The 12,167-nt window shown below is 70.7% G+C and carries 12 protein-coding genes, 1 rRNA gene and 1 pseudogene; 7 read left to right on the top strand and 7 right to left on the bottom strand.

Going from position 1 to position 12,167, the window contains the following annotated elements; all coding sequences use genetic code 11:
- A 5S ribosomal RNA gene (gene rrf, locus ACWEOE_RS41755) occupies positions 1-93 on the top strand; the annotation flags it as partial.
- Positions 94-314: 221 nt separating this feature from the next.
- Here rrf and cobF read toward each other — a convergent pair.
- Positions 315-1,073, bottom strand: coding sequence for a precorrin-6A synthase (deacetylating) (cobF, locus tag ACWEOE_RS41750; protein ID WP_452019332.1), 759 nt, complete (start codon positions 1,071-1,073; stop codon positions 315-317).
- A gap of 112 nt (positions 1,074-1,185) precedes the next feature.
- On the opposite strand from cobF, the gene ACWEOE_RS41745 reads away from it, so the two are divergent.
- Positions 1,186-1,392, top strand: coding sequence for a heavy-metal-associated domain-containing protein (locus ACWEOE_RS41745; protein ID WP_452019330.1), 207 nt, complete (start codon positions 1,186-1,188; stop codon positions 1,390-1,392).
- Complete coding sequence (locus ACWEOE_RS41740; protein WP_452019328.1) at positions 1,393-3,633, top strand: heavy metal translocating P-type ATPase; 2,241 nt, start codon at positions 1,393-1,395, stop codon at positions 3,631-3,633.
- Positions 3,634-3,693: 60 nt separating this feature from the next.
- Here ACWEOE_RS41740 and ACWEOE_RS41735 read toward each other — a convergent pair whose 3' ends face one another.
- The 4 genes from ACWEOE_RS41735 to ACWEOE_RS41720 form a co-directional block, all read right to left on the bottom strand.
- Positions 3,694-3,975 (bottom strand): metal-sensitive transcriptional regulator, encoded by a 282-nt coding sequence (locus tag ACWEOE_RS41735; RefSeq protein ID WP_091629665.1) that lies wholly within the window; start codon positions 3,973-3,975, stop codon positions 3,694-3,696.
- Positions 3,976-4,051: 76 nt separating this feature from the next.
- Positions 4,052-4,768, bottom strand: coding sequence for a CPBP family glutamic-type intramembrane protease (locus ACWEOE_RS41730; protein WP_452019326.1), 717 nt, complete (start codon positions 4,766-4,768; stop codon positions 4,052-4,054).
- 157 nt (positions 4,769-4,925) lie between these two features.
- Positions 4,926-6,014, bottom strand: a complete 1,089-nt coding sequence (locus ACWEOE_RS41725; protein WP_452019324.1) for a M protein — start codon at positions 6,012-6,014, stop codon at positions 4,926-4,928.
- 121 nt (positions 6,015-6,135) lie between these two features.
- Positions 6,136-6,855, bottom strand: coding sequence for an MgtC/SapB family protein (locus ACWEOE_RS41720; protein WP_452019322.1), 720 nt, complete (start codon positions 6,853-6,855; stop codon positions 6,136-6,138).
- A gap of 73 nt (positions 6,856-6,928) precedes the next feature.
- Between ACWEOE_RS41720 and ACWEOE_RS41715 the strand changes: the two genes are divergently transcribed.
- Complete coding sequence (locus ACWEOE_RS41715) at positions 6,929-7,555, top strand: L-threonylcarbamoyladenylate synthase (protein WP_452019320.1); 627 nt, start codon at positions 6,929-6,931, stop codon at positions 7,553-7,555.
- Between the two features lie 73 nt (positions 7,556-7,628).
- Here the strand turns inward: ACWEOE_RS41715 and ACWEOE_RS41710 are convergent, their stop codons facing one another.
- On the bottom strand, positions 7,629-8,519 hold the full coding sequence (locus tag ACWEOE_RS41710) for an FAD-dependent monooxygenase (protein ID WP_452019334.1): 891 nt from the start codon (positions 8,517-8,519) through the stop codon (positions 7,629-7,631).
- Positions 8,520-8,640: 121 nt separating this feature from the next.
- Positions 8,641-9,177: pseudogene (locus ACWEOE_RS41705) on the bottom strand (FAD-dependent monooxygenase); the annotation flags it as partial.
- 84 nt (positions 9,178-9,261) lie between these two features.
- Here ACWEOE_RS41705 and ACWEOE_RS41700 point away from each other — a divergent pair.
- From ACWEOE_RS41700 to ACWEOE_RS41690, 3 genes are read left to right on the top strand one after another with little or no spacing between them, the layout of a single operon-like run.
- On the top strand, positions 9,262-10,002 hold the full coding sequence (locus tag ACWEOE_RS41700) for a TetR/AcrR family transcriptional regulator (protein ID WP_452019319.1): 741 nt from the start codon (positions 9,262-9,264) through the stop codon (positions 10,000-10,002).
- Positions 10,003-10,051: 49 nt separating this feature from the next.
- Positions 10,052-10,435, top strand: coding sequence for a YciI family protein (locus tag ACWEOE_RS41695; protein WP_452019317.1), 384 nt, complete (start codon positions 10,052-10,054; stop codon positions 10,433-10,435).
- Positions 10,435-11,649, top strand: a complete 1,215-nt coding sequence (locus ACWEOE_RS41690) for an RNA polymerase sigma factor (RefSeq protein ID WP_452019315.1) — start codon at positions 10,435-10,437, stop codon at positions 11,647-11,649. The genes ACWEOE_RS41695 and ACWEOE_RS41690 overlap by 1 nt, the downstream gene beginning before the upstream one ends.
- The last annotated feature ends 518 nt before the right edge of the window (positions 11,650-12,167 follow it).

The raw sequence follows: 12,167 nt of genomic DNA, 5'->3' as shown, positions 1-12,167 counted from the left end.
ACGCCCGGTCCCATTCCGAACCCGGAAGCTAAGCCTGGTAGCGCCGATGGTACTGCAACCGAAGGGTTGTGGGAGAGTAGGACGCCGCCGAACTTTACCTACGGTCGGGCCCCGGTCGAGAACGCGAAAGCGGTTCTCCCGGGGCCCGACTCATTTTCAGGCCCACGTCGAGAACCGCAATGGCTTCCTGAGGCATGGCGCTGGTTCTCGTCCTGATGCCAGGCGCCGACGTCGTGACGACGCAGCGGGTCGGCGATCACCAAGGCTGGGCCGCCGAGTTCCACAGACGGTCGTGTGCGCACCGCAACGAAGCGCTACCGCGGCCGCCGCAGCAAATACGTGTCCATGATCCACCCGTGCTTCTCCCGGGCCTCCGCCCGGACCGACTGGATGCGGGCGGCCAGCTCGGCGTCCAAGGGCCCCGACAGCAGGATCTCCTCGGCAGTCCCCACGTACGCGCCCCAGTAGATCACCAGTCCCTGGTCCGCGAACTGGGCGAACGTCGTGTGGGCGTCGAGCAGGACGAAGACGTCGTCGGCGTCCGCGGGCCAGCCGGTGGCCAGACGCCGGCCGGTGGTGAGCTGCACCGAGCGGCCGATCTGGTTCATCGTGGTGCGGTGGCGGGCGACCAGGGCGGAAATGCTGCTCACCCCGGGGATCACCTCGTAGTCGAACGACACGTTGCCGCGTGCGAGCACGGCGTCGATCAGGGCGATGGTGCTGTCGTAGAGCGCGGGGTCGCCCCAGACGAGGAAGGCGCCGGTGTCGTCGGGGCCCAGGGAATCGCGGATGAGGCGCTCGTAGACGTCCGTGCGGAGCTCGTGCCAGTCGGCGACGGCGGCGCGGTAATCGGTCGGCGTGCGGTCGCGCGAGGGGTCCGTGGCGGTGACCACGCGGTACGGCCGCGTGACGAAGCGCGACAGGATGTCCTGGCGCAGCCGCACGAGGTCGGACTTCGCGGAGCCCTTGTCGAGGACGAAGAAGACGTCGACGCGGTTGAGGCGGTCGATCGCCTGGACGGTGAGGTGTTCCGGGTCGCCGGCGCCGATCCCGATCGCGTAGAGCTTCCGCATCACCGCAGTCTGCCGGGCGGGGTAACCGGGCCCACAGGCGGCCCGCATGGTTGAACCCTACCCCCGAGGGGTATAAAGAAAACAAGGACGCCTCTGCACGAAGGAGCCGGTGATGACCGAAGCCACGTACACCGTCGAGGGCATGACCTGCCCGCACTGCGTCGGCGCGGTGCGGGAAGAGGTCGGGGAGCTCGACGGTGTCCGGGAAGTCGACGTGGACCTCGCGTCGGGCGCGGTGAAAGTCGTGAGCGAGCAGCCGCTGGCCGTGGACGCGGTCGCGGCGGCCGTCACCGAGGCCGGCTACCGGCTGGTGGCGTAGATGACCACCGCGACCCACGCGCCGCAGACCGTCGAGCTCGTGATCGGCGGCATGACGTGCGCTTCGTGCGCCGCCCGCGTCGAGCGGAAGCTGAACAAGGTCGACGGCGTCACGGCGAGCGTGAACTACGCCACCGAGAAGGCCCACGTCGAGTTCCCCGCCGGGGTCTCCGTCGACGACCTGGTGGGCGTCGTCGAAGCCACCGGCTACACCGCGCAACGCCCCGAGCCGGCGAAGCCCGAGAACCCCGAGGAGCCCGAGACCCCGGACGAGACGCGTCCGCTGCGCGACCGCCTGGTCTACTCGGCGCTGCTGACCGTGCCGGTGATCCTGCTCGCGATGATCCCCGCGCTGCAGTTCGACAACTGGCAGTGGCTCTCGCTCACCTTGGCTGCGCCGGTCGTGGTGTGGGGCGCGTTCCCGTTCCACCGCGCCGCGTGGACCAACCTGCGCCACGGCGCCGCGACCATGGACACGCTCATCTCTTTGGGCGTTTCGGCGGCGACGCTCTGGTCGCTGTACGCCCTCTTCTTCGGCAGCGCCGGCATGACGGGCCTGCGCGACAGCTTCACCCTCACCGTGACGCCGGGCATGGGCACGAGCAGCATCTACCTCGAGGTCGCCTCCGGCGTCACCACGTTCATCCTGGCCGGGCGCTACTTCGAAGCCCGCGCCAAGCGGCGTTCGGGAGCGGCGCTGCGGGCGTTGTTCGAGCTCGGCGCGAAAGACGTCACCGTGCTGCGCGACGGCCGGGAACGTCGTGTCCCTGTGAGCGAGCTGCGGGTCGGCGACCTGTTCGTGGTGCGGCCCGGCGAGAAGATCGCCACCGACGGGGTGGTCACCGAGGGCAGCTCCGCGGTCGACGTCAGCATGATCACCGGCGAGTCGGTGCCCGTCGAGGTCGCTTCCGGCGACGCGGTGACCGGCGCGACGGTGAACGTCGGCGGGCGCCTGGTCGTGCGGGCCACGCGCGTCGGCGACGACACGCGGCTCGCGCAGATGGCCCGGCTCGTGGAGGAAGCCCAGAACGGCAAGGCCGCCGTGCAGCGGCTGGCCGACCGGGTGTCCGCGGTCTTCGTCCCGATCGTCCTGGTGCTCGCGCTGGTCACGCTGGTGGCGTGGCTTGCGAGCGGCGGTGGCGTCGCCGAGGCATTCACGGCCGCGGTCGCCGTGCTGATCATCGCCTGCCCGTGCGCGCTGGGCCTGGCCACGCCGACGGCGCTGCTGGTCGGCACCGGCCGGGGCGCCCAGCTGGGAATCCTCATCAAGGGGCCGGAGGTGCTCGAGTCCACCCGGCGCGTGGACACGGTCGTGCTGGACAAGACCGGCACCGTGACCACCGGTCGCATGAGTCTCGTCGAGGTGCACGCCGAAGGTGTCACCGAGGACGAGGTCCTGCGCTACGCAGGCGCGGTCGAAGACGCGTCGGAGCACCCCATCGCGAAGGCGATCGTCGCCAGTGCGCGTGAGCGGATCGGGGAGCTGCCGGCCGTGCAGGAGTTCCGGGCGACCGAGGGCCTGGGCGTGACCGGGCTGGTCGAGGGCACGGCCGTGGTGGCCGGGCGCGCGGCGTTCCTGGCCGACTGGGGCATCCGCGTCGACGGACCGCTCGCCGAGGCCCAAGCCGCGGCCGAACAGCACGGTGCGACCGCGGTGTTCGTGGGCTGGGACGGGGTCGCGCGCGCGGTGCTGGTCGTCGCGGACACGATCAAGCCGACTTCGGCCCAGGCCGTGGCCGAGCTGCGGGCCCTGGGGCTCGCACCGGTGCTGCTGACCGGCGACAACGCCGGCGCCGCGCGAGCCATCGCCGGCGCGGCCGGCATCGAAGAGGTGATCGCCGAGGTGCTGCCCGAGGACAAGGTGGCCGTGGTCAAGCGGCTGCAGTCCGAGGGCCGCGTGGTCGCCATGGTCGGCGACGGCGTGAACGACGCCGCCGCCCTCGCCCAGGCCGACCTCGGCCTCTCGATGGGCACCGGCACCGACGCCGCCATCGAGGCCGGCGACCTCACCCTCGTCCGCGGCGACCTGCGCGCCGCCGTCGACGCCATCCGCCTGGCGCGGCGCACGCTCGGGACGATCAAGGGAAACCTGTTCTGGGCCTTCGCCTACAACGTCGCGGCGCTGCCGCTGGCGGCGTTCGGCCTGCTCAACCCGATGATCGCGGGTGCGGCGATGGCGTTCTCATCGGTGTTCGTGGTGTCGAACAGCCTGCGTCTGCGCGGATTCCGCACCGCACGTTGAAAAAGGGCGCCCCGCTGAGCCGGGGCGCCCTTTTTCGTGCCTGGAGTTTCGTGTCCGGAGTTACGAGCGGACCAGCCGCGCGATCGCGTCGGAGGCCTCGCGGACCTTCAGGTCGGCCTCCTCACCCCCGGCCGCCGCGGCCTGCACGACGCACGTGGCCAGGTGCTCGTCGAGCAGCTCCAGCGAGAACGACTGCAGCGCCTTCGTGGCCGCCGACACCTGCGTGAGGATGTCGATGCAGTACTTGTCCTCCTCGACCATGCGCTGCAAGCCGCGGATCTGCCCCTCGATGCGGCGCAGACGCTTCAGATAGGCATCCCGCTCGCTGCCGTACCCCGTCATCGCACCGTCCCCTTCGTTCGCACCTGTACGTCGTCGAGTATACCCACCCCACGTATCCGATACGGGGTATGCGTATTCACACCCGGACGGCCACCGCGATGACGAGTCCCCCGACGTTCGCCGCGAAGTGCACCAGCACCGACGCCAGCACGCCGCGGCCGAAGTGCCGCCACGCGTGCAGGAACACCCCCGCCGCGGCCGCCGCGACCATGGCCAGCACCTGCACCAGCTGCACCGGCACCGCGCCCAGCGCCGCGTGCACGGCCGCGTTCCGCCCGACCGCCAGCGCCGGCAGGAAGTGCCACAGCCCGAAGAACGCCGACGCCCCGAGGATCGGCCCCCACCGCCACCGATCATCGCGCGCCCCCAGCAACGCCGGCAGCACGCTCCGGAACGCGATCTCCTCGACGAGCACGGTGCCGAACGTGATCCGCCCGAGCGTGAGCCACAGCAGCTGAAGCGGGTCGGGATCCCCGACCCGTCCGTCGTCGTACACGGCCCGAAGCGACGGTACGACGGCCGCGATGCCGAAGACGACCAGGAAAAACGCCGCTCCGATCAGCCCCGTGACCGCTGCTCGCCCGAGGGTCGCGCGGCTGACCCCGAGGTCGGTCGCCGTGTAGCCGGCACCGAACGCGAGCGCGAGCAGCACGACCGCCGTCACGGCCCCACAGATCGGGTAGGCCCAGCCGGGCAGCACGCGATTGGCGAGCGTGGTCGCCGTGCCCAGCACCACCACGCAGACGACGACGAGCAGCAACCGGGTCGACGTCCTCGGCTCGGTGGTGGTCATCGAACCAATCTAGGGGCGCGTTGATCTCGGTGGGGACTTCCACGCCCGAATGAGGTCCGTGAACACCGGTATACCCGTGTTCGCGCGGACGAGACCACTGAAAAGCCGAGCGCTCGCAGAGGTGCAACAACGGTTGCCTGATCGAGATCTCCGCAGATCAGCCCGTCGCGGTGGCCTCCGTGAGCGCCGGTTTGCGGCGCTGCACCGGAACCGGCGTGTCCGTGTCCTCCGGCAGGGGGTCCAGCGCGGACGTCGCCGAGGCCAGCAGCTCACGCGTGCCGGTGAGGGCAGTTTTCAGGCGGTGGTGCACGGCCGCCAGTTCGGCGACGCGGGCTTCGGCCTGGGTGACGAGGTGGGTGGCGTGCTCGGTGGCGCGGTGGATGCGCGTTTCGGCGTCGGCCTGGGCCGCCGCGGTCTGGGCGGCGAGGGTGCGGTGGGTTTCGGCGCGCTGACGCTCGAGGTCGCGCAGCGTCGCCGTGCGCTGGTGGTCCAGCTCGCGGTGGGTTTCGGCGCGGGCGGCGTCCAGCTCGCGCTGGGTCGTGGTGCGCCGGCGGTCCAGGTCCTGCAACGTGGTCGTGCGCTGGGTTTCCAGGTCGCGCAGGGTTTTCGCGCGGACGGTGGCCAGCTCGTCCTCGGTTTCCGCGCGCAGGGTGTGCAGTTCGGCGAGCGTGGTGGTGCGCTGGTGGTCCAGTTCGGTGATCGTCGCGGTGCGGCGCTGGTGGAGGGCCTCGGTGAGGTCGGCTTCCATGCGGCGCCGGTGCTGGGCGGCGGCCTCGTCGGCCGCGGCGCGTTCGGCGGCCGCGCGGTGCATGAAGGCCTCGTGGGCCGCTTGCTGGCTGCGGCGATCTTCCTCGGTGGCGGCGACGAGCGCGCGTTCCTTCTCGGTGAGGCGCACGGCCTCGGCCACGGCCTCGAGTCGCGTCTGCTCGGCTTTTTCCTTCGCCCGCGCGATGATTTCCGAAGCTTCTTCGCGAGTCAGCTCGATCATGCGCCTCGAGCGCTGCTGGAGGGCGTCGGGTTCGATGGGGGTGCGGCTGATGCGGTCGACGGTCGCGTGCAGCTCGCGGTTGAGGTCCGCGAGCTGGGCCGCGTGGCGCATCGCGGCGTCGCGTTCGGCGGCCACGCGGCGGAGCTCTTCTCGGGCCCAGGCCACGAATTCCTTGACCTGGCCTCGGTGACAGCCGCGCCAAGCCGTGTCGAAACGGGGCTCGACGGACAGCAGGTCCTCGCCGGTTTCGGGGGCCATGGCCTCACCTCCGATTTGGATGGTTTCTCCTCGGGCGCGATGTTTCCTTTGCCGCACCGAGGTTTCCGTGTGCCGTCCAGTGTGCCCGAAGTCCGGGCCGCTGTGGGGGACGGGCACGCGATCAATCTTCGAGCGGATCTTCAACGCCCGTCGCGGTGCTCCGCACACCGGGGATTTCAGCGAGCTCCGCCGTCAGCTCGGCGAGATCACCGCGGCCGGCCAAACGCAGGGTGACGACCGCGATCCGTTGCCCTTCCTCGGAAACCGTCTCCCGGTCGACCGCCACCTGGTGGACGACCCAGCCGCGCTCGGTACAGCCCGCGAGGACGTTTCGCAAAACTCCGTGCCCGTCGGAGTAGCTCAACCGCAGGAGGGGTGGTTCACGGCGATGCCGTGCCACGAAGCGGGAAAGCGGCGGGAAACCACGTGTGATCACGATCAGCCCCACGGTCGTGCCCACTGCGAGCACCGGCAGCCCCGCCCCGCTCGCGACGCCGACGGCCGCCGCGATCCACACCGTCGCGGCCGTGGTGAGCCCGCGCACGGCGTCGCGGCGCACGAAGATCAGGCCGCCGCCGAGGAACCCGATGCCGGACACGATCTGGGCCGCGATCCGCGACGGGTCGAGCGCCACGTGGTCGGTGCCCAGCAGATCGGCGAACCCGTACTTCGACACGAGCATGAACACCGCCGACCCCACGCCCACCAGGGTGTGGGTGCGCAGGCCGGCCTGTTTGTTGCCGACCTCGCGTTCGATGCCGATCACCGTGCTCAGCACCAGCGCGAGCAGCACGGGAAGCAGCAGCGACCACTGCTCGTCGGTGGACCAGAGTGCGTTCACGCCGACACTGTGCCTCCCGGCCCGGCGGCGTGCCCGCCCGGCCCCCGGTGTCGATCACCCCTAAACTCTGCGCATGGCCCGCTACTTCGACATCCACCCCGAGAACCCGCAGCGGCGCTCGCTGACCCAGGTCGTGGACCTGCTTCGCGAAGACGGGCTCATCGCGTACCCCACCGACTCCTGCTTCGCGCTCGGCTGCCGGCTCGGCAACCAGGCGGGCATGGAGCGCATCCGGGCGATCCGCAAACTCGACCACCGCCACCACTTCACGCTGGTCTGCCAGGACTTCGCGCAGCTCGGGCAGTTCGTGATCGTGGACAACGCGGTGTTCCGCGCGATCAAGGCCACCACGCCCGGGCCGTACACCTTCATCCTCCCCGCGACCAAAGTGGTGCCGCGGCGGCTGCTGCACGCGAAGAAGAAGACCGTCGGCGTGCGCATCCCCGACCACGTGGTCACGCAGGCGCTGCTGGCCGAGCTGGGGGAGCCGATCCTCTCGAGCACGCTGCTGCTGCCCGGCTTGGACGAGCCGCTCACGCAGGGCTGGGAGATCAAGGAAGAGCTCGACCACCAGGTCGACGCCGTGCTCGACTCCGGCGACTGCGGCGTCGAGCCGACCACGGTGGTCGACTTCTCCTCCGGCGAGGCCGAGATCATCCGCTACGGCGCTGGGGACGCCACGCGCTTCGAGGTCGAGTGACCGAGGCGCCAAAAGATGCACACGCGGGGCATTTCGGACAGTGAGCCGGGGTGACGCCTCCGCCCGATAGCGCTCAAGCACTCACCGTCGCCGGGTGGCCCAGCACGCGGCCGCAAGCATCCGGCAGCGGAATGCCGGACGACGAATGCCAGGCGACCACCGCGTCCGGCCGCAGGAGCAGGGCGGCTTGGGGTGGCAGGGCGGCCGCCGCGAGCCAGGTCGGGTCGGAGACCTCGACGGTGCGGAGGCCGAGGGCCCGGGCCTGCCCGGTCCAGTGGGTTTCACCCGGCGGCGTGAGCAGCGTGAGACCCCGGTCGGCCAGGTCCACAGTGGACAGCTCCGGGGAGAGCCAGGCGTGGGGCACGCGGGTGCCCGGGCGGCCGGCGGGGGCGTAGTGGTCCGTGGGCGCCGGGCCGCGGCCGTCGGGGAGGAAGGCGCCGGTGTCGTACTGGAGGCCGAACAGCGCGGTGATGGGGTCGACCGGGGCTTCGTCGGTGGTGACGGACGCGAGCATGGTGCCGAGGTGACCGCTGATGCGGCTGGAGAACTCGGCGGTCGCGTAGCCCACGGGGTGGCGTTCGGCGTGGTAGGTGTCGAGCAGGGCCGGGGTGGCGGAACCGTCGAGGACGGCGGCGAGCTTCCACGCCAGGTTGTGGACGTCGCCGATCGCGGTGTTGGCGCCGGCGGCGGCCAGGGGTGGCATGGCGTGGGCGGCGTCGCCCGCGAGGAAGGCGCGGCCGGCGGCGTACTGGTCGGCGACGTACATGCCGGATTCCCACGGCATGAGGCTGAGGACCTCCACGTCGAGGTCCGCGACGCCGATCACGGTGCGCAGCAGGGTGCGCCACGCTTCGTCGTCGAGCGTGGTCGAGCTGGGGAAGTCGGAGGTCGAGAAGAGCCAGCGGTCGGTGCCGTTGACGGAGACGAAGGCGCCCGAAGCCACCGCGTTCTCGATGCGGCACAGGTTGAACCTTTTGTCCCGGACCCAGGTCCGTGAGGTCGGCGCGGAAGGTGATGTCGAGGTTGTCGGCGAGGTGGCCGTAGCCGCTGCGGGTGATGCCGAGCGCCTCGCGGATCGGGCTGCGGGAGCCGTCGGCGGCGATCAGGTAGTCGGCGGTGAGGTCGTAAGGGTCGCCGCTCTCAGGTCGGAGACACGCGGTGACGTCGGTGCCGGACTGCGTGAACGACACCAGCTCCGTCGAGAACCGCACTGAAACGCCGCGCTCCTCGGCCGCCCGGCGCAGCAGCGGCTCCAGCACGTCCTGCGGGCACAGCACGCTCGGCGCGGGACTGCAGTCGCTCATCCGCCGGTGCATCTCGATGCCCGCCTGCAGCCCGGGCGTGATCTCGGGCCACCGCGCCTCGGCCAGCGTCGGGCCGACGAGCATCCCCGTGAACGACGCCAGCGCGGCGCTCGCCTCCGTCACCGCGTCGGTCAGGCCGAGCGCGCGGAACACCTCGGTGCTGCGCGGGTTGAACCGCCGGGCCTTCGGCTGCGGCGAGGTGCTCGCGTGCTTCTCGACGAGCACCGTGCGCACGCCGTGTGACCGCAGCAGCAGTGCCGCGGTCAGTCCGGCGATCCCGCCACCGCTCACGAGGACCTGCGTTCGTTCGGTCAGCATGGCGAACCCCCAGCTCAACTGTGTGTACGTTGTACATTCTATGTACGTTGTACACGGCGAGTACGATGTACGCAAGGAGGCCGCGTGAGCGCTCAGGGAACACCGACCCCGCCGATCTGGCTGCTGCCCGAGCCGCCCGAACGGCGCTGGGGCCTCGGCCGCGCCGAGATCGTGAAAACGGCGATCGCGATCGCGGACGAGGGTGGCGCCGAAGCGCTCACCATGCGTGCCGTCGCGAAGGAGCTCGGGTCGGCCACGCCCATGTCGCTCTACCGGTACGTGCACAACAAGGACGGCCTCGTCGACCTCATGCTCGACGCCGCCAATGCCGAGATCACCACCCCCGCCGCGCCCGGCGGCGACTGGCGCGCGGAGCTCACGAGCGTCTCGCGCGATTCGTGGGAGATGATGAAACGCCACCGGTGGTTCGCCGAGCTGGTGCACCAGCGCCCGCCCGCCGGCCCGGAGGCCAGCCGGCGCCAGGAGTTCGTGCTGGCCACGTTCGTCGGCCTCGGCCAGGAGCTGTCCGCGGCGGTCGGGTACCACCGGCTCCTCGACGGGTACGTCGTCGGCCAGGCCCTGCAGCGGGCCGAGGAGATCAAGATGTGGCGCCGGAACCGGTTCGACGATCTCGCCGACGTGCAGGAGCTGGCCGGCAGCTGGTTCGGCGAGCTGGGCGACGACGTGGCTCCGCGGTACCCGCTGCTGGAGAAGGTGGTGAAGGAGTTCCTCGCCGCCGACTCGCAGGAGGTGCCGCCCTCGGAGGACGTCCAGTTCACACTCGGTCTCGAATGCCTCCTCGACGGCATCGCCGCGCGCCTCTGAACGCGCTCGCGTCCGCTAGGTTGGGGCTCCGGCGATCGTGGAGGACGACGTGAAGTTCCTGCTGAACATGCACATGAACCCCGAAGTCTGGGATGGGCTCTCCGAGGAGACCAAAGAGTCGGTCATGGCCGGGCACTCCGACTTCATCGCGAAGATCCGCGAGTCCGGGGAATTGATCAACACCCAGGCCCTCGGCGCGCCCGCGGACAGCGCCGTGGTGCGCGTGCGCGGTGGCGCGCCGGTGGTGACCGACGGGCCGTTCATCGAGTCGAAGGAGTTCCTCGCGGGCTTCTACCTCGTGGAGTGCGAAAGCCGCGACCGCGCGCTCGAGGTCGCCGCGATGATCCCGGACGCGGGCATCGAGGGCCTCGGCATCGAGGTCCGCCCGATCGCGTTCTACGCCGACGCAGAGAGCGAGCTCGGGGCCGGCTGATGGACGCCGAACTGCTTCGGCCGCTCGTGCCGCAGGTGCTCGGTGTGCTGGTGCGCCGGTACGGCCAGTTCGAGGCGTGCGAGGACGCCGTGCAGGAGGCGCTGCTCGCGGCGGTCGAGCAGTGGGCCGTCGGCGCTACGCCGGACAACCCGCGCGCGTGGCTGCTCACCGTCGCGACGCGGCGGCTCACCGACCTGTGGCGCAGCGAGAGCGCGCGCCGCCGGCGGGAGGAGCAGGTGTGGGAGGCGTCGCAGGCGGTGGCCGGGCCGGAGCTCGTGCCCGAGCACGACGACACGTTGACGCTGCTGTTCCTGTGCTGCCACCCGGCGGTGACGCCGAGCTCGCAGGTCGCGCTCACGTTGCGCGCAGTCGGTGGCCTGACCACGGCGGAGATCGCGACCGCGTTCCTCGTGCCCGAGGCCACGATGACCCGGCGGATCACGCGCGCGAAGGAGAGCATCGCGGCGGCGGGTTCGACCTTTGCCGAGCCCTCGGCGGCCGACTGCCCCGCGCGGCTGCAGGTCGTGCTCCACGTGCTGTACCTGATCTTCAACGAGGGCTACACCGCGACTTCGGGTGAGGCACTGCACCGCGTGGAGCTCACGGCGGAGGCGATCCGGCTGACCCGCGCCGTGCACACGCTGCTGCCCGACGACGGCGAGGTCGCGGGCCTGCTCGCCCTCATGCTGCTCACCGAAGCCCGCCTGCCCGCCCGAACCCGCGACGGCGCGCTGCTGCCGCTGTCCGACCAGGACCGTCGCTTGTGGACGGTGCCGCTCATCGTCGAAGGCGTGGAGCTCGTGACCCGCACCCTCGGGCGGGGACCGGTCGGCCCGTACCAGGTGCAGGCCGCGATCGCCGCGCTGCACGACCGCGCGGCCAGCACGGAGACCACCGACTGGCCGCAGATCCTGCAGCTCTACGACGTGCTGGCGCAGCTCGCGCCGAGCCCGGTGGTGACCCTGAACCGCGCGATCGCCGTCGCGATGGTCGACGGCCCGGCCGCTGCGCTGGCTCTGCTGGAGACCGTGGAGGACGACAGCCGGCTCAAGCAGGGACACCGGTTGGATGCCGTGCGTGGCCATTTGTTCGAGCTCGCGGGTGATTTAGGGGCGGCTCATGCGCATTACCTGCGGGCGGCGAAGAGGACCGCGAGTTTGCCTGAGCGGCGGTATTTGCAGTCGAGGGCGGAGAAGTTTTTTCCGGTGCGGTGATGGGGTTCGGGAGATCGCTGTAAGTTGGTAGTTCGGCTGATGCTTGGTGTTGCCGGGGTACCGGGTACCGGCGGAGTTGGCTGTGTTGGTGCAGTGGCTGCGCTGGCTGCGTTGGGACACTGGCTGCACGGCTGCACGGCTGCGCTGGTGCGCTGGGACGCTGGCTTGCGCGGGCGAGATGGCTGCGCTGGCCCATTCTCCGACAGGAAGGCCGGCGCGAGGGCAGGCTCGGCACCTTCGGTTGAACGGCTGTCCACAGGCCGGCCGAGTTGTGGATAACTTCGACCCTCTGCCGTGCGATCGGCGTTTTTGTCGGTGGGGCCCGGTAGAATGGACTTGGGGACGCCCCCCTCAGGGAGGGCAGGGTTCCGGCAAAGTCGTGTGGGCTGGTTGCAGGGCGGGCACGGTCTCTGTTGATCATGTGATTGTCGAAGTCCCATGATCGTGAGAGAGCCGTGCCCGCTGTTCAATCGTGCCTGATTCCTGTGGTGAATGATCGTCTGGCCCCGGTCGTCGAT

This window comes from Amycolatopsis sp. NPDC004368, assembly GCF_053602515.1.
This window is presented reverse-complemented; position numbering and strand designations above follow the sequence as displayed.